The organism is Streptomyces sp. NPDC017520, assembly GCF_044329855.1.
Lineage (GTDB): Bacteria > Actinomycetota > Actinomycetes > Streptomycetales > Streptomycetaceae > Streptomyces.
The window spans coordinates 86,407-104,554 of sequence record NZ_JBIRKB010000006.1 but is presented as its reverse complement, the minus strand read 5'-3'; the positions used below and the strand labels follow the sequence as shown (position 1 = coordinate 104,554).

At 75.0% G+C, this 18,148-nt stretch carries 8 protein-coding genes and 1 pseudogene; 1 reads left to right on the top strand and 8 read right to left on the bottom strand.

Going from position 1 to position 18,148, the window contains the following annotated elements:
- Positions 1 to 108 precede the first annotated feature (108 nt).
- Positions 109 to 1,224, top strand: coding sequence for a DUF4037 domain-containing protein (locus tag ACH4KB_RS16265; protein WP_398066604.1), 1,116 nt, complete (start codon positions 109 to 111; stop codon positions 1,222 to 1,224).
- A 25-nt stretch (positions 1,225 to 1,249) separates the two neighbouring features.
- On the opposite strand, the gene ACH4KB_RS16260 is transcribed toward ACH4KB_RS16265, so the two are convergent.
- The 8 genes and pseudogenes from ACH4KB_RS16260 to ACH4KB_RS16225 form a co-directional block, all read right to left on the bottom strand.
- Positions 1,250 to 3,337, bottom strand: coding sequence for a hypothetical protein (locus ACH4KB_RS16260; protein WP_398066603.1), 2,088 nt, complete (start codon positions 3,335 to 3,337; stop codon positions 1,250 to 1,252).
- Complete coding sequence (locus ACH4KB_RS16255) at positions 3,334 to 5,391, bottom strand: hypothetical protein (protein WP_398066602.1); 2,058 nt, start codon at positions 5,389 to 5,391, stop codon at positions 3,334 to 3,336. The genes ACH4KB_RS16260 and ACH4KB_RS16255 overlap by 4 nt, the downstream gene beginning before the upstream one ends.
- The gene (locus tag ACH4KB_RS16250; protein WP_398066601.1) at positions 5,385 to 8,042 is read right to left on the bottom strand and encodes a hypothetical protein; all 2,658 of its coding nucleotides are present in this window, start codon (positions 8,040 to 8,042) and stop codon (positions 5,385 to 5,387) included. Before ACH4KB_RS16250 ends, ACH4KB_RS16255 begins: the two co-directional genes overlap by 7 nt.
- Positions 8,039 to 11,908: a tubulin-like doman-containing protein gene (locus ACH4KB_RS16245; RefSeq protein WP_398066600.1), complete on the bottom strand. Its 3,870-nt coding sequence runs from the start codon at positions 11,906 to 11,908 to the stop codon at positions 8,039 to 8,041. The genes ACH4KB_RS16250 and ACH4KB_RS16245 overlap by 4 nt, the downstream gene beginning before the upstream one ends.
- Before the next feature lie 306 nt (positions 11,909 to 12,214).
- Positions 12,215 to 14,491: a VWA domain-containing protein gene (locus ACH4KB_RS16240; protein ID WP_398066599.1), complete on the bottom strand. Its 2,277-nt coding sequence runs from the start codon at positions 14,489 to 14,491 to the stop codon at positions 12,215 to 12,217.
- A 136-nt stretch (positions 14,492 to 14,627) separates the two neighbouring features.
- Positions 14,628 to 15,179 (bottom strand): Pycsar system effector family protein, encoded by a 552-nt coding sequence (locus tag ACH4KB_RS16235; RefSeq protein WP_398066598.1) that lies wholly within the window; start codon positions 15,177 to 15,179, stop codon positions 14,628 to 14,630.
- Positions 15,176 to 16,225, bottom strand: a complete 1,050-nt coding sequence (locus ACH4KB_RS16230; RefSeq protein ID WP_398066597.1) for a hypothetical protein — start codon at positions 16,223 to 16,225, stop codon at positions 15,176 to 15,178. Before ACH4KB_RS16230 ends, ACH4KB_RS16235 begins: the two co-directional genes overlap by 4 nt.
- Positions 16,218 to 18,148, bottom strand: a pseudogene (locus ACH4KB_RS16225) (hypothetical protein); the annotation flags it as partial. The pseudogene ACH4KB_RS16225 and the gene ACH4KB_RS16230, both read right to left, overlap by 8 nt.

Sequence of the window (18,148 nt, the reverse complement as noted above, 5' to 3'; positions counted from 1 at the left end):
CGCGGAGACGCGCCTCCCCGACCGGTCCTCCGGGGCGGACGCGAGCCGTGGCTCCGCGACACGGAAATCGCCTGGAAACAGACGCCCCCCGGCGGGGAGAGTGGGCGGATGACGACCCCCGCCCGCGCGTTCCTGCCCGGACTCGACCTGTCCCGGATCCTCTACGAGGAGGCCGTGCGGCCGGTCCTCGACGCGGAGTACCCCGGACTGCGGTACGCCGCCGCCCGGATCGGCTCCGGCTCCGAGGTGCTCGGCTTCGACACCGCCCGGTCGGCGGACCACGAATGGGGCCCGCGCCTGGACCTGTTCCTGGAACCGGCCGATGCCGCCGCGCACGGGGAGCCGCTGCGCCGCCTGCTCGCCGAACGGCTGCCCAAGCAGGTACGCGGCTGGCCGACGCACTTCCGGCACGCCGATCCGGACGGTCCGGTCGGGCACCTGGAGCTGACGGACGGCCCGGTCCACCACCGCGTCCTCGTCGCCGACGTCGGCGGGTGGCTGCACGATCGGCTCGGCCTCCGCCCCGGCCCCGGCGGGGAGCCCCCGGTGCCGGCGGTCCGCGACTGGCTGGCCATGCCGCAGCAGAGGCTGGCGGAGACCACGGGCGGCGCGGTGTTCCACGACGACGTCGGCACGCTGACCCGGGCGCGGCAGGAGCTGGCCTGGTATCCGGACGAGGTGTGGCGCTATCTGCTGGCCTGCCAGTGGCAGCGGATCTCCCAGGAGGAGGCGTTCGTCGGGCGCTGCGCCGAGGTGGGGGACGAGCTGGGGTCCGCCGTGGTCGCGGGGCGGCTCGTGCGCGACCTGATGCGCCTGTGCCTGCTCCTCGCGCGGGAGTACGCGCCGTACGGCAAATGGCTGGGGAGCGCCTTCGCCCGGCTGCCCGCGGCCGACGTACTGCTGCCCGCCCTGCGGGGAGCGGTCACGGCCACGGACTACCCGGCGCGCGAGGGGCATCTCTGCGACGCGTACGAGGCCGTGGCCGCGCTCCAGAACCGCTCGGGCCTCGCGGAAGCGCTGGCCCCCGGGCGGCGGCCCTACCACGGCCGCCCGTTCCAGGTGCTGCACGCCGAGCGCTTCGCCGACGCCCTGGCCCGGAGCATCACCGACCCGGAACTCCGAGCCCTGCCGCTGACCGGGAGCGTGGACCAGTGGGCGGACAGCACGGACTTCCTCGGGCGGCTGGGGGCCGCGCGGGCCGCGGCCGACGCGCTCGGCGGCTGACGGGGCCCGCGCCACCGGACGGCGGTCAGGTGAGAACGATCAGGAGGAGGAAGCCGATGACGAGCAATCCGATCCCGACGAGGGTGCCCACGAACACCTTGTCCCAGAAGTCCGACGACGGCCGCTGGGATTTTCCGCGCCCTTCCGAGGGAGTCGACTGAGCCGCCTTGGGCTCCTTCGGCGGGGGCCCGGCCGGCTGCGCCTTCGGCTGCGCCTTCGGCGACGGTGCGCTGGACGGTGCCGATGCGGACGAGGGCGGGAGAGGCACCGACGGCTTGGCGGGGGCCGGCACACCGGCGGACCGGACGGGTTCGGGTGTCCGTGCCGGTGCCGATGCCGGGGCGGATGCCGGTGCCGATGCCGGTGCGGACGCGGGTCGGGGCACGGGCGCGGACGCGGGGTAGGCGAGGAGGTCCGTCACCACCTGCTGCCACAGTTGCGGGGGCAGGTCGGGGGCCCGGCCGCCCGGGGGCGTGACCAGGATGCGGCGCAGCCAGTCCATACCCGTGTCGCGACCGTCCTTGAGGACGATGTTGAACAGCGGCCGGAGATCGGGGGCCCGGAGGGGGTCCCGTACGAGCGGGGCGACGGCCCAGGAGAAGAGGTCGGCCGCACGCTTCCGCATCTCCGGGGTGGACGGACCGTCCGCTCCGGACCGGCTGGGCCGGAAGTACAGGTTGTGCCGCAGCACTTCGGTGCAGAGCGCGTGTGCGGTCGCTTCGTCGCGGGCCCGCTGTCGCCCCTCGTCGGCCAGTTCGGCCAGGACGAGATCGCGGGAGGCCCACGGCAGCCCGTCGGCGGACAGGAGGGTCAGCAGCGCGGTGTCCAGGAGGTCCCCGAGCCGGGCGGCCAGCCGTGCGGACTGGGCGGTGTCGACACGCTGGTGGACCAGCAGTTCCTGGTACAGACGGTGGAGTTCCCGCTCGTGGCGAGCCTCCCCGTCCTGGTGCTCGTACCGGTTCTCCTGGGGTTCCCGGCGTTCGTACGGGTCTTCCCGTCGGGGTTCGATCGCGTACCGGTCCTCCTTCGGTTTCCGGCGCTCGTACCGGTCCTCCTGCGGTTCCCGGCGCTCGTCGATCGCGTACCGGTCCTCCTCCCGGCCCCCGCGCCCGTACCGGTCCTCCTCGCGTACGCGGTGGTGGCGGCCCGCCTCCGGTGCGGGGGCGTGGCGGGCGTCCAGCATGCGGCGCAGGGCCGCGCGCCGTTCCTGCCGGGGCAGGTGGGCCCCGGAGAGGAGTTCACCGGTCAGATGGGGCACACCAGGAGGTGCGTCGGGGCGGTCGAGCACGTACTCGACCATCTCCTTCGCCGCTGCCATCTCGACGTCCCCCTCGGCGGGGGCGGGCAGCCGCAGCCGGATGCGGGCCAGCGACCGGGCCCCCGCCGCCTGGGACGACCACTCGGGCACACAGGTCAGGCGCAGGGAATGGGTGTCCACCGTGTCGTACGTGGCGTAGCTCCACTCCGTGCCGAACCAGTCGCCGAACACCGACAGCAGCCCCAGGTACAGCAGGGGGGCCTTGTTCTGGCGCGGCCAGCCGGGCAGCTCGTGCTCCTTGGCGAGGAGTGAGAGCCGCCGGGTGGGGTCGCGCAGCCACTCGGCGGTCGCCACCATCAACGGCTTCTTCACCGCGGGGAGTTTGTCGAACATGTCGCGCAGCTGCTCGGCCGCCGCCTCCCGCAGCCGGGCCCCGTCCAGCGGCGGGAGGCTCCCCGAGGCGGTCTCGGCGACGGCTTGTCCGCTCCAGGCATTGCCGCCGAGTCCCAGGCAGCGCAGCGGCGTCAGGGTGTCCGCGTCGCCGAACACCGCGTGGCAGGCCATGCTGGGCCGGCCGCCCCGGTCCAGGGTGGGCCACCGCTGGAGGAGCACGGTCCCGCAGGTCTGCGAGGAGACCCGGACGCTGCTCTGGCGGGCCGCCGGGCCGGGGCCCGGCACCCAGAGCAGCGGGCCCAGGTCACGGAGGAGGGACTCCGCGCGCTCGGTGGAGCAGGAGTGCGCCACCGCCGTCATCCCTGAGATGGAGCGGCCCTGGTTGCCGTTCCAGCGGAAGACCACCTGGTCGAGCCGGCCGCCCGGGCCGCTCTCCTCGCGCCGATCGAGGGCGTCGTTCACTGCGGTTCCCTTCCCACGCCGAATGATGCGGCGCCTCCGGGCGCCTCGATGATCCCGTGCATCGCGAGCAGCGACACCAGGGGTTCCAGCACCCGGCGCGGTCCCGCGCCCGCCGGGTAGCGGCCCTGGCTCTCCTGGCCCCCGGTCGCGGACGCGATGTGCAGGGTGCAGCGACGGAACGCGTCGAAGGGCCGTAGCCAGGCCTGCCCGGCGTACTGCCGCAGCAGCGCGTAGACGTCCCCGCTCTCCTCCCGGAACTGGTCCGGGCCGATCGCGGCGGGCGGCGGCTCGCCCAGCCAGCGGTCGACCGGCGGCTGGAACCGGAGCAGGTCGGACTTGCCGAGCACCATCGCCGCCGGGGTCTCCAGATAGGGGCCCCGGCGCGGCAGCCGGTCGAGGACCGTGCCGAACGCCACGTCGCCGTCCCGGTCCACCTCGGTGCCCCAGCGCTCGCGCACCCCGTCGAGCTGCGGCAGCGGCAGCGCGAGCGCCGGGTCGACGACGAAGACCAGGGCGTCGATGCCGAGCAGGAAGCGCAGCGCCCCGTCGGTGCGGACGAGGTCCTCGCCGCCGAGGTCGAAGAAGGCGACCGGGCGTACCCGCCCGCGCGCGTCGGTGAGCAGCAGCGACTCGACGAACCGGGCGAAGCCGTCCAGGCCGACCCCGCTCGTGTGGTCGAGCACCTTGCCGCTGCGCAACGGCTGTACCCGCTCACGGACGAAGCGGGCGTGCTGTTCCGGGTTGACGGACTGCCAGCCCACCCCGTACCGCTCCAGGCCGCCGTCGGTGATCTCGGCGATCATCTGGGTCAGCAGATGGCTCTTCCCGGTGCTGGACTGGCCGATCATGGCGACCGTCAGCGGGCGGCCGTGGGTGAGGTAGGGCACCGGGATGTGGTGCTCCGGGAAGTCCGGGTCGGCCGTGCACTGCTGGACCGCGCCCCGCATCACGTCCTCGCGCCGCACCGGGTTGCCGATACGGGAGAGGTCCAGGGGCCGGTACTGCATCTGGTCGTCCGTCACGAACAGCTTGTCGAGGTCCAGTTGGATGCCCTCCAGGCAGTACGGGCAGAGCACCTCCCCCGGGGCCCGGTCCTCGGGTGATCCTTCCGCCGGGTCCTCCGGGGGAGCGGGCGTCCGCCGCTTGGCGTCCAGCGCACGGTCGAACGCCTCCTGGTGCGGGCGGGAGCCGTCCGTCGGAGTCGAGGGCCCCAGCCGCCGGGCCTCCTCGGGGGCCAGCAGTTCCAACAGGGCCCCGGGGGCGGGGCGTCCGGCCGCCGTGGGGGCGAAAGCGCGGGGCAGCGTCCCGGCGAGCACCCGGTGCCGGTCGAGGTCGGCGGGGGCGCGGTCGGCGGGTCCTGGCCGGCCGGTCACGAGCTGGTAGAGCACCTGGGCGGTGCTCCACACCGCGTCCCGGGGGTCGACGTGTCCCTCGCCCCGGTGCTGCTCGGGCGAGGCGAACGGGGCCCGGCCCCACGGCGTCCGGGGCCGTCCGGCGCGGGTGACGCCCTCAAGGCCCCAGAGCTGCACCGACGTACCGTCCCAGAACACCGTCGCGGGGGAGATCCCGCGCGCCACGAGACCCTGGCTGTCCAGCAGACACAGGGCCAGCGTCAGATCCCGGGCGAACACCCGCTGGTCGGACGCGGACATCACATGGGTGCGTCCGACGGGCGTGCCGCGCGGGGCGGCGTACAGCAGGAACGGCTCGGCGGCGTCCAGCTCGTAGCCGACGACGGTGGGGAACAGGTGGGCGTACGGGGTGTTCTCCAGGGTCCGGTCGAGACGCAGGGCGGTGCCCGCCTCCGTGTCCAGCAGGGCGCGGGCCGCCGGGTTGGCGGCGTCGGCCGGCGACAGGAACACCTGGACGCACCGCTGTCCCCGGTCGTCGAGCAGCACGTTGCGGATGCCCTGGGGCAGCGCCGGGTCCCGCCGCGAGGCCGGGCCGAAGCGGGCCGGGGCGGTGCGTCGCCGCCCGGTGGGGTCGGTGAGGACGAGGTGGGGGCGCGGGGCCCCCGGTGGCCCGGACCGGCCCGGCGGGGTGGTGGTCACCACCGGTCGTCCTCCCTGAACTCGGCGTGCGTGGAGGGCTCGGCGCGGTCGGCGTCGGTCCGGGCGGTGCCGCCGGTGCTCTGCCGGGGCAGGACCGTGTCGACGACGCCCATCCGCAGCGGGGTGAGCCGGATCAGCCCCGCGTACCGCCCGGAGGAGGTCCACAGCGTCTCCTCGGCCGGCGGCGAACCGCTCTTCCGCCAGGCCGCCTCGATCTCCCCCTGGAGAGTGCCCGGGGCGAACCGGATCCACAGGGCGGCCTCCGGGTCGCGGCTGAGGAGGGCCCCCTGTTCGGGCGAGGACAACTGGACGACGGCTCCCCGGTCCGTCTCCCGGCCCACCAGCTCGGCGACCCGCAGCGAATCGGTGCCCAGCAGCCCCGCGGCCGTGGTGCGGGCCCGGTGGTCGGCCGGGTACGGCGGCGGGGCCAGTACCCCGTAGCGCCACAGGTGGTGGCGGGCGGCGGACAGCAGTTGACGGACCCGCTCCTCGGTCCGCGCGAGGGCGAGCGCCCCGGCCTGGCCGCGTTCGACCGCGCCCCAGTAGGGGGCCATGGCGGCCATCGCGGTGTTGCGGAGGTCCCCGGCGAGGGTGGCGACCAGGTCCGGTCCGCCCTCACCGATCTCCCGGTCCAGCCAGCGCGGTGCGCGGTCGCCCTCGCCGCTCGCCCACGGGGCGTCGTCGGTCCCGGCCAGATACGCGGCCGGGGAAGGTGTGCCGTACGGTCCGGGGTCCCCGACGTGCCGGTCGCCGTACGGGTCGCTGTCCCGGTCGGCCTCGTGGTCGCCGTGCCGGTCCCGGGTGTTGTCCCAGGCGTAGGCGGCGGCCCAGTCGCCGTCGTCCGCGCCCCCGTCGCCGGCGTCGGACTCCGGGGTCTCCAGCGCGGAGGGCTCGTCGAGCCAGTCCTCCTCCTCGTTGGAGCCGGCACTGCCCGTTCCGGCCGGGGCGAGGGGCTCCGGTGAGGCCTGGGCGTCGGCGGCGGCGGCGGTGGCCCGCAGCATCCCGGCGACCGAACGCGCGGCGTCCGCGCAGTACAGCCGCTCCTCCGCCGCCCAGTGCTCGCGGACCAGCTCCGCCAGCAGGGTGTCGAGCCCGTCCAGCGCGGTGCGCAGCGCCGTCGTGCCGCGTCCGGCGGCCCAGGAGTCGGCGGCGTCCCGCCAGAGCCTGCGGACCGCCTCGGCGGTGAGACCGAGACCGGCCAGCAGCCCGGTCCCGCCGAGCCAGAGCGGCGGGTCGGCGGCGTACGCGACCGCCGCCCCCGCCACCGCGCCGGCTACGGCGGCGATCCGGGGGCCCATCGGCCACCGGGCGGCGCGCCGGCCCGTGTGCAGCCGCTTCGCGCCCAGCAGCGCGACGATCACGAACAGCACCGGCACCAGCAGCGCCGCCAGGACGGCGGGCCACTGCCACAGGCCGCCCAGCAGCCCCGCCGCGCCCGCCATGAGCAGCACCACGCCCGGGGTGCGGGGCGGCGCGGCGTACTCGGTGGCGGAACCACGGTTGACCGACTCCTCGGAGTGGTCGGCGAGCCGGTGCAGCAGGGCGGTGCCCGGCACCGGCTCGACCCGCCCGGCCAGCGCGGTGAAGTGCTGGGCCACCGAACGCAGTGCGAGCCCGTCGCCGAGGAGCCTGCCCGCCAGCTCGCGGAGCCCCTCGCCGACGCGTTCCCCCGCACTGTCGGCCGACGGCACCCGCAGTCCGAGCGCGCCGAGCCGGGCGGTGGCCTCCGCGGTGGGCGCCGCCGCTCCGCCGCCGCCCTGGAGAGCCCGTTCCACCAGGGCGCGGAACCCGTCCAGATCCTCGCGGGCCTGGTGCAGATCCGCCTCCAGGGCGTCGCGCCGGGCCGGGTGCAGCAGACCGGGGAAGGACCGCAGGGCGACGAGGCCCTCGTCCGCGCGGTCCAGGGACTCCGCGCACCTGCGGTGCGCGAGGTTCGCCTGGCCGTCCGGCCGCCGGTGCCCGTGGCCCCGGCCGTCCCGCCCCGTCACGAGTGTGCGCAGCGCTTCGGGCAGCTGGGAGTCCGGGACGATGTCGACCGGGTCGCCCGCCCCGCTGTCCTCACCCGCGAACCGGGTCAGCGCGTCCCGCCAGGCCCGGTCCCTGACCTCGGTCGGGAGGTCCTGCTCCAGCAGCCGTACCCCGGGGGCGGCGACGGAGTCGGGCAGCTTCCGCAGCCCCTCCAGGACCTGGACGAAGACGTCCGGGACCGACAGGAGGTCCACCAGCACGGCCAGCGCCGCGGGGTCGTCCGGCTCCGGCCGGTCCAGGGCGGTACGGGCGGAACGCAGATCACCGGCCCACACCAGGCCGGTGGTGGCGGCCCGCAGGGTCGTGGGGCGCACCAGCCGGCGGTCGGGGAGGTACGCCTCCTCCTCGCCGGCGTACGAACCGGGGGAGCTGCCCACCAGCAGCACCAGGATCCGGGTCTCGCCCACCGCCCGGTAGCCGGAGAGCAGTTCGTACTGGAGCTGGTGGTCGGTCAGCCCGGCCGGGGTGTCCGTGACCAGGAACAGCGGGTAGTCCGGTTCCGGCAGTCCGGCCCGGCCCAGCTGCTCGGCCACCCGGTCGCGCACGGCCTGCGGGGTCGCCAGGGCCGCTGCCCCGGCGCGCAGGTCGAGCCGGACCACGGCGGTGGTGTCCTCGGGAGAAGTCACTGCGGGCCCCCGTTCCGGCGCCCGGCGTCGCCCTCGTCGTCCGTGCCCCAGCCATCGGCGTCCCAGCCGCCCGCGGCCGGAGGGCGGACCGGTGGCCTGTCCTGTTCGCCGAACCCGTCGGCGGCGCCGTCATCCCTGTCACCGTCATCCCAGCCGCCGATGCCCCTGCCGCCGATGCCTCTGCCACCGACGTCCCGTGCGCCGGCGGGCTCGCCCCCGCCGAACCGGTCGTCGTCGGACCGGGAGCCGGTGTACCGGTCGTCTCCCGACCGGGAGTCGGCGTACCGGTCGTCTCCCGGCCGCGAGCCGGTGTACCGGTCGTCGTCGAACCGGGCGTTGCCGGGGGAGTCGGTGAACCGGGCGTCACCCGCCCGCGACTCCGGGTACGAGTCGGTGAACCGGGCGTCGCGGGGCCGCTCGTCCGCGAACCGCTCGTCCCGGCGTTCTTCGCCCCGGACCGGCCGGTCCTCGCGTGCGGCGTCCCGCCTGTACCGCTCCTCCCCGTGCCGGGCGCCTGTGTGCCGGGTGTCCGCGCGCCGGTCCGCGCCGGCGTACCGCTCCTCCGCGTCGTAAGGGGACGGGAGGGGAGCCGAGCGCGGACCGGGCAGGGTGTCGTCGCCCAGCCGTTCGTCGGTGCTCGGGGCCGAGGTGCCCCAGTCCTCGTCGTCCTCCACGACGCGCCGGCGCTCCGGCGCGGGCCGGGCGGGGGGTGTCTTCGGGACGCCGCCGCGTACGTACTCCAGCAGCGTGCGCAACGTGGGCTGGATCGCCTTCTGGTCGCCGAACTCCATGTCCAGGGCCGCGGGCAGGGTCTCCGCCCAGAACTCCCACAGCGGCCGGATCCAGCCGTCCACGCGCCGGCCGCCGAGCTCCCGGCGCTCCTCCAGGAGCTCCAGCTGGCGCGGGGCGATGCGCTCGACGAGCTCGACGAACATCGGGTGCGGTTCGGTGCCCGCCCGCCCGACCCCGAGGGGCTGGGCGCTCATCAGCTTGCTGCAGTAGTCCTCGACGGTCCGCTCGTCGTCCAGCACCGTCCAGCGTTCGTAGGAGCGCAGCAGCTCCGACCAGCTGGAGATGGAGCCGGGGAAGTCCCCGAGCCGCAGCCGTACGCCCGGGATGCTCGCTCCCTTCTCCGGGAACAGCCGCAGCCGGACCCGGGAGGGTGAGGCGGTGTCGCCGTCCAGGATGTCGACCTGGCCGTTCCACATGCAGCACAGCAGCCGGTGCAGGATCGTGCGCCGGTCCTCCTCGCTGCTGACCATCCAGTCGTCCTCGAACCCGAGGCGCTGGCGCCAGCGCAGCACGTCGTGGGCCTGCTCGTCGTCCTTGGCCCTGGCCCACTGGCGCAGCACCTTGCGGGCCTCGGGCACCTGGGTGAGGCTCATCTCGCTGCGGAAGAGGACCACGGTGATCGAGTCGCTCTCCACGCCCCGGTACTCGACGGAGTTCTTCGCGTCGGACGGCAGCCGCAGCGCCTTGGAGAGGTGTTCCTGCACCTCCTCCGCCGCCTGGACCCGCGGGTAGGTGACCAGGACCCGCAGCCGTCCGGTGCCCTCCGGGGTGAAACCGACCGGCAGCAGAGCGGCGAGCTTGCGGCTGAACAGGTCGAGCGCTTCCTTGCTCACCTGGTCGGTGGCGTCCGCGTCACCGGCGGCGGCCGCCAGCAGCATGCTCATCGTGGGCAGCAGGGGCCGCTCCTCCACCTGCGCGCCGCTCTCGGCGAAGAGCCGGGTGATCCGCCCCTCCAGCCGCGCCTTGACGGCTCCGACCGCCCCGTCGGAGTCGCGGTGGCTCCGGGCGTGCACCTCCCGCCAGGTGTCCCCGTCGATGAGCCGCAGCAGCAGCGACGCCTCGTCGTCGCTCTCGCGGAGGCCCTCGCGGCGGACGAGCCGGTCCACGACGTCCTCGTAGAAGTGGTTGAGGCTGCGCTGCGGCGGCAGGAGGTAGGAGATGCCGGTGCGCTCCGCGTACAGCTCCAGGCCCTTCTGCTGGGAGGACTTGGGCTCCTGGTCGGCGTGTTTGCGGAAGGCGTTCACCAGGCGCGCCAGGTCGGTGCCCGCCGTGTCCGCCTGCGACTGCCAGCGCTGCTGCTGCTCCCGCCAGGCCTCGTGCCACACGGCCCGGCTGCGCCAGCGGTACCAGCTGTCCTGGGCCTGGAGGACGACCCGTACGTCGTCGTCGCCCCACCGGGCCGGGGCCAGCCCGGCGATGCCGCCCTTGATCCGGGGGGTCTTCGGCGGCTGGTCGGTGATGCCCGGGGGCCGCTTCGGGGAGCGGGAGCGGGCGGTGAGCATGCCGAGGAACCCGAGCCGGGTGATCTCGTCCTCGCTGTCCGGGACACCCCGGACGAGACGTTCGGCGAGGAACGGGTCGACGCTCTGGAGGAGCTTCTCGATCGCCGGGCGCGGGCTGAACCGGGCGGCCATCGCGGCGGCCTGCCGGTCGGCGATGGACTGGAGCTCGGAGAGCAGGCGCTGCATGTCCCCGAGCCGGTTGTTGAGCGCCTCCTCGATCGCCTTGCCGCCGCGCGGCAGCGGCTGTGGGTCCTCGACGGGCAACTGCTTGCGCTCCCACAGCTCTTCGAGCTGCGAGTCGGCGAACAGCTGCCGGACCAACGGCACGGTGTCGTCCTTCACCGGGCTGCGCGGCCGCTCCACCAGTTCGGTGACCGCGACCCGCAGCAGCCGCCCGGCCACCAGGTCGGCCAGCTGGTCCATGGGGGCGGTCATCGAGGCGACCAGGCTGGTGGAGACGCCCTGGCGGCCGATGCCGGTTGGGGAGAGCGCGCTGCGCTGCACACCCCGGTTGATGAAGCTCGCGGCGAAGGTCTGGAAGTCGTCGTCGCCGGCCATCGACCGGCCCTGGGCCCGGCTGTCGCCCAGTTCGGTGCCGATCAGCGACATGACCAGCGAGACGATGGAGCGGCGCAGGTCGTCCTGGCGGATGCCCGCGGTCGGGCTGAAGAGGAACGCGGTCGGCAGGATCCCGGTGCGCAGCCGGACCGGGGTGATGCCCGGGTAGCGGATGCCGAGGCCGGTCTCCTGGTCGAGGTCGCCGATCTCCGCCCCGGCGGTCGGCGCGTTCTGCCCGTCGACCAGCCGGAACAGGTCGACGAGCGAGCGGGCGGCGTTCAGCTCCGCCTCGCGTCCGCCGCCGGTGGAGGCGGGGAACGAGGACGGCATGACGACCAGCGGGTAGATCTTCACCCCGTTGAAGCGGCGCATCTTGAACGCCTGGTTGATCAGGTGCAGATAGTCCAGGAAGATCCCGGCCCCGGTGCCCCCGGCGACCGAGAACGCGACGAACACGTCGCAGCCGGTGACCCGGCCGCCGCCCAGTTCGCTCAGCTCGCCCGCCGACTTGGCGATGGCGTCGATCGCCTGGAGGAGGGGTTCCAGGACCGGCTGGAGGGAATGGCGCAGCGTGGCGAAGAGCGCGGCGCGGCCCACCGTGGGGAGCTGGCCCGCGCCGTTGTGCAGCGGGGTGACGCGCGGTTCGCCGTCGCGCGGGGGCAGCCAGCCCGCGACCTCGTCGCGCAGGCTCGCCCGCAGCATCTGCGTCACCTCCGGCGAACTGTCGAAGTTCGGCAGGAGGTTGTGGGTGGCCCGCGAGGTGCGGGCGTACGCCGCGCGCAGCGAGGAGTCCACGTTGAACTGGGGCAGCCGCTGGAGGTCGGACTCGCTGAAGTCCGCGTACACGAACTGGAGACAGTCGGGCAGTTGGTAGGGGGCGAGGCCGCCGATGTGCTGGAGTGCGGTGCCGTCGGGGCCGCACAGGTCCACGCGCAGCTTGCGTTCCAGTTCGGCGCCGACGAGGCCGCCGGTGCCGCCCAGGCCGACGAAGAGCATCGGCTGGAAGATCTTCATGGGTTCCTCCCGCTTCCGGCCGGGGTGGGGCCGGTTCGTCCATGGGCGTCACCGCACGGCCGCGAGTCTCGCGGCCGTGCGGTGACGCCGGGTCCTGCGGCGCGGGGCCCCCGCGGGGGGGGGGGGGGCGGGGGGCCGGGGGGGGGGGGGCGCCCCCGCCCCCGGGGCCCGGGGGCGGCGCCCCCCGGGGGGGGGTGTGGGGGGCGGGGACCGGGCGCGCCCCCCCCCCCCCCCCGCGGCCGCGGGGGGGGGGCCCCCCCCCGGGGGGGGGGGGCGCCCCCCGCGGGGGGGGGGGGGGCGCGCGCCTCACAGGTAGTCGTCGCTCCCACCGCTCGTGGTCACCGGGTCGGGCCGCCCTGGCGTGGTGGTGCGCACGGAGTCCTCGCCGAGGGCGAGGCTCAGCCGGTCGGTGAGATCGACCCGCCCGGTCGCCGTGAGCCGCTCCCGGGTACGGCCGCCGTGTCTGCGGAGCACCGCGCCGCCCTCGGGGCTGCGCTGCACGGCGTACCGGCCGTTGGTGCGCCGTTCGATGCGCGGGTTGCTGTGCGCCTCGGCGATGTCGAACGCGTACCACTGCTTCTGGCCGTGTCCCGCGGTGTGGACGCCGAGCACGTCGCCGTCCTCGGAGAGCAGGTGGAGCGTCAGCCCGTGCGGGTCGCGGCGGGTCCGCCACTGCCGGAGCCAGGCCAGCGCCCCCAGGACGCCGACGACGACCAGCGCGACGGCGCCGACCAGCACCCACCAGTACCGGTCCAGCAGGCTGGGTTCGGGGGTGACCTGGACGGACAGGGGGGTGCGCACCAGGGTGCGGTCGCCGTCGGTGGAGTCCTGGACGGTGACGGTGCCGCCGATGCCGAGCGGGCCGTCGTCGAGCCGCCCGTCGAAGGACTTCTCCGGGCCGATCGTCAGCTTGATCTCGTGGGTGGAGGAGGCGCCGGGTTTCACCACGATCTCGGCGGGGCTCACGGTGAGGAGCCCGGCCCGGACGTCCGCGAGGGACAGCTTCAGGGTGTGCGGGGCGTTGGTGGTGTTGGTGACGGAGAGGTTGGCGGTGACCGTGTCCCCGGGGTGGCCGTCGCCGCGGACCGGGGAGAGCGCCGTGGTGACGGGCAGCGCCCCGGGGGCGACCTGGCCGCCCTCGCTGCGGGTGTCGGCGCTGAGCCCGGAGGCGGTGAGGGTGCCGCTGACCTTCAGGGCGCCGTCGGCGCTCTTCGGGACGGTGACCGTACCGCTGAAGGAGCCGTCGCTTTTGGTGGGGTCGGGCCCCTTGCCGTCGTCGGTGAGCCGCAGCGGCAGTGGGGCGAAGCCGTCGCCGGTGAGTTGGCTGCTGACCTTCAGACCGGCGTAGTCGGCCGGGTCCTTGATCTCGTAGCCCTCACGGGTCTGGAGCCGCATGGTGACGGTCGCTTTCTCCCCGGCCTGCGGGGAGGGCGGGTCCATCGTGATGGAGCCGCGCAGCTCCCCCTGCCACAGGACGCTGACGCCGACGGGCAGCGAGCGGTGACCCTCGGGGGCCTTCACGTCGACCTTCCACCGGCCGGGCACCGGGTCGATGATCTTCAGCGCCTCCACGGTGCCGCCGCCGCCCGCGAGTTCGAAGGTGGAGTCCTTGAACTTCCCCGTGGTGGGCACCTTGTTGCCGAGCGGGTCGGTGTAGGTGACGGTCACCTCGGGGGTGCCCTTGTCGACGACGATGCTGCCCACGGTCGCCAGCGGCGAGATGGTGACGGGCAGGGTGGCGGGCGGGCGTTTGCTCGGGCCCGCCTCGTAGCGCAGGCAGTGCGCGGCGGCGAAGATCTTCTCCAGCACCGGCCCGACGTCCTTGGCCCCGGAGACCTTGCGGGCGGTGGGGCGGGCGGACGGCAGGTCGACGCAGCCCTTCTGGAAGCCGCCGGCGGCGATCTCGTCGAGCTGCTCCTTGTCCGGGTCGGGGCCGAAGCCGAGCGGCCAGATCTGTACGTTCTTGGCGGCGGCGTTCTTCAGCTCCAGCTTCAACTGCCGTTTGCCCTCGGCCTCGCGGTGCGCCGGGTCGCCGTACTGGGGACTGCCGGTGACGTCCATCTCCCCGTCGGTGAGCAGGAACAGCACCCGGGGGACCGACGGGTCGGTGCCCGAGGTCAGTTCGTGCACGCCCTGGCGGATCGCGCTCGGGAAGTCCGTCCCCGTGCCCTCGCTCTTCTTGCGGCTGCGCAGCTTGTCCACGCAGCCGGCGACCGATTCCCGTCCGGCCGCGTCCAGTCGGGTACGGGGGCACACGGCGTCCACCGCCCGCTGGTCGGCGGACTCGGCGGCGGCGAAGCCGAACACGCTGATGTGGGAGGTCGCCGAGACGTCGCCGAGCGCGATCCGGGCGGCGGCGGCCTTCTCCGCCTTGATGTCCGCGGGCGCGAGGCTCGCGGACTGGTCGACGGCCACCGCGTAGTTGACGGAGGCGAAGGCGGGCGCGGCGGCCGAGGCCGGCTCCGGATCGGCGGCGGCCGGTGCCGTCAGGGAGGTGAGCAGGGCCGCACCGGCCAGGACGGCCAGCGCCGCCCGCCCGGCCCGGCCGGCGCCGGCCAGGCCTCTTCTTCGGTCATTCCGCACGACCGTCCCCTTTTATTGTCGTTGCCGTGTCTGCGTGTCTGCGTGTCTGCGTGTCTGCGTGTCTGCGCGTCTACGTGCTGCGTGTCTGCGTGCTGTGTCTGTGTGCCCCTGGACGCGGCACACCCGTGCGGGGCGGTCAGCGTCCGGCCAGGCTCCAGCCGAGAGCCAGCGCGGCCGCCGGGGCGAGCGTGGCGACCGCCCAGCGGATCGCCCGGTACTTGGCGGACAGGATGGCGCTGACGTCCACGGCCTGGACGAGCAGCCAGCCGACCGGGTCGCGGCCGGCCTCGTTGACGCGGGCGGTCAGCACGTCGTAGTCGAACGGGGCCAGCAGGTCCCCGAAGTAGGTCACCCCTTCCTGGTCGCGGACCGTGCCCGTACGCGGCAGAAGCGCGCGGACCAGAGCGGCCACCGCGACCACCCACAGCACGCCCGCGGCCACCAGCGCCAGGTCGCCGGGGCCCCGCCAGTCGGGCGAGCCGTGCCGCCCGATGAGGAAGGCGGGCAGGGCGAGCGCCCCCGAGAGCAGCACGGCTGCCTTCGAGTCGGCCCTGCCGAGGTCCTCCCGGACGGTGACCAGAAGCCGTTCCGCGATGCGTTCCCCCGCCCTGTCCGGCCCGTGCTGACCCCCGTCCGGCACCGGCGCGGTCGGGGCGGGGGAAGTCCGTGTGGTTCCGTCGGCGCTCATCCGTCGCCCTCCACCCAGCCCCAGCCGTCGTCGCGGTTGCGGTCGCGCGGCGCGGGCGGTTCCGGTTCGGCGTCCCGGACGGGTGGGCGGGGCTGCCGCACGGGAGGCTCGTCCGCCACCCAGTCGGGGATGAACGGCTCCTCGCGGGCCGGCGTCAGCTCCCGAGGGGTGCGGCGGGCGGGCCGGGTGCCGAGGGAGCCCTGGATGCCGAGATGCTGCCTGCTGAGGTCGTCGAGCACCCGGGTCTCGATCTCGTCGGAGTGGATCTGGCCGTCGGCGATCATGGCGAAGAGCCGGTCGACCCGGTCCCTCTCGTCCTGCCGGCCCTCCTGGCGGATCTTCTCCAGGAAGTTGTTGGCCTCCTTGGGGTCCGCTGCCAGCATGTGGCTGAGCTGCTCCAGCTCACCGCCGCGCAGCATCCTGAGGTAGTTCTGCTGCCGCATCCCCGCCAGCTCGTCCTCGCTCCGCTGGCTGCGGACCTTCTCCTCGTGGCCGATCGTCCGGTCGTCCACCCGCAGCCGTACGTACAGGCGCACCCGCAGCCCGAGGTCGGTGCCGAGGTCGTTCCACCGGCCGGAGACGCACGCGTGGGTGATGGCGTTGTTGGCCTGCTCCGCCTGGTGCACCGGGAACTGTGCGGAGATCTCCCGCAGCCGCTCCAAGGTCGGCGCGGTGAGCCGCTGGGCGATGTCGGTGACCACCTGCACCGCCACCAGGTGCGGGTCCTCGACGGTCCAGTGGATGTCCACCTCCGCCTTGAAGAACGTCGCGCCGCCGGACGCGGGCAGCTCCATCCGCAGGGTGGTGACGAAGGTGCCGGTGGCGATCTCGCAGATGGTGTGCGGCCTCGCCAGCGGCGGCTTGTCGTAGTGCTCGATGCCGGAGACACCGGCCACGCTGTAGCCCCGCCGGTAGAACAGCACCGACGTGGTGCGGGCCCCGCCCCGCCGGAACGCACCCGTCGGCGTGTACTCCCGCAGGAACGGGCCCGCGGGCCGTGAGGGGTCCACCGCCCCGTTCTCCGCCACGCCGTTCTGCTCAGCCATGACTCTCCTCCTCCTCGGACCGCCGCTGCGGCGCGGGCACGGCGAGCCTCCACAGGGCGCGCGCCCGTTCCTCGGCGAGCGGGCGGTCCTGATCCCTCATCATTCGGCGCAGCAGCCAGTCCAGCCGCCGCCGGTCCTGCTCCTCGGCGGTCAGGGCGGGCAGCAGCACGGCCAGCCCCTCCCGCGCCCACTCGCGGCCGTTCTTGCGCCACGCGGAGCGCAACAGGGTCTCCAGGGCGTCGAGCGCGACGTCCCGGGACCGTGCGGTGTTGAGCGCCGTCCAGAACAGGTCGGCCAGCTTCCCGGTCAGTTCGGGCCGGGTCGCGGCCAGCGCGAGCAGCAGCGGCCAGTCGCCCCGGTCGCCCAGCGGGGTGCCGGGCTCCTCGTCGAGGACCTCGTCCACATCGGTCAGCGCCAGCCGGACGATGCTCACCAGCGCGAGGTCCTGATACTCCTCACCGCGGTGCCCGGTCCAGTCGGCCAGCCGCCGCAGCACGGTGGCGCACTCCGGGAGCGTCAGCAGCCGGACCACGTTCAGCGAGGCCACGGCCAGCTGCTCCCCGTCGTCGCGGACCCCGATCCCGGCCAGCGCGTCCAGGGTGTCGTCCATCGAGTCGGCGGACCGGCCGTAGCCCAGCGCCATGGCCGCCGTCCAGCGCAGGGCCGGGGTGCCGTGCCGCGACCAGTTGTCGACCACCTTGCGCACCGCCCGGCGGTGCGAGGCGTGGCCGGCGGCCTGGTCCAGCGCGGTGGCGGCGAAGACCCTGCGGCGGGGCGTGGGTGCTTCGGCGAGCGGCCGGATCAGCTCCGCGTACCCGTGCTCGAAGTCGCGTACGGACAGCTCCCCGGCGGCCACCGCGGCGCGCATCGACACCTGGGGCCGGGGGTCGTCGGCGAGCAGCCGCAGCCAGCGGACGACCGGGGCGCGGACGGGGAAGTGCCGGTCCCAGACCTCGGCCAGCACGGCGGCGGGCAGCGCGGACCCGCGATAGAAGATCAGCCGCCCCGTCACCTCGGCGCCCGCCACGTCGACGGCCCCGTCGGCCGGCCGGGCGCGCGAGAGCGCCAGGTCGGATTCCGGATCGTCGCAGAACAGGGGGCGGGCCGGGGTGCTGTCCGGATCGCTCTGTACGGACAGTTCCCAGGTCAGCAGGTGGGCGGCGGCGGACACCGCGCTGTGCGACGCGCCGCCGAGGACCGCGAGCGCGATCCGGAACGCCACCGGGTGGAACAGGGCGGCGGTTCCGGAACGCGCGGGCGTCCGGCCGTCGCCGGGCGGCGGGGCGGCCAGGGCCCGGTCCACCCCGGCGAACCACTCGTACGCCTGGACGGCCGCGAGACCGCGGCAGCCGGAGAGCAGCTCCTCACGGCCGACGGAGCCCAGGAGGTGCCCGGCCAGCAGCGAGGCGAACAGCTCGGCCTCGGCGGGCCGCAGGTCGTCGAGGCCCACCGCCTCGGTGACCTCGGGGTCCTCGCGGAGCTCCGCCGCACGCTCCAGCAGCCGGGAGAGCGAACCGTCCCGGTCGGGGCTGCCGTCCCGGTCCCGGTCGGTGTGCCCGTTCGGGCGGCTGTCCCCGTCCCGGTTCCGGTCACGATCCGGGCTCCCGTCCCGGTCTCGGTCGGTGTGCCCGTTCGGGCGGCTGTCCCCGCCCCGGTTCCGGTCCCGGTCGCCGTGCCCGTTCCGGGCGCCGCCCCCGCCCCGGCCCCGGTCGGCGTGCCCGTTCGGGGCCCCGCCACCGTCCCCGTCCCGGTCGGCGTGCCCGTCCCCGGCCAGGTCCCCGTTCAGGGCGTCGCCCCCGTCCCGGCCCCGGTCGGCGTGCCCGTTCGGGGCGCCGCCCCCGCCCCGGCCCCGGTCGGCGTGCCCGTTCGGGGCCCCGCCACCGTCCCCGTCCCGGTCGGCGTGCCCGTCCCCGGCCAGGTCCC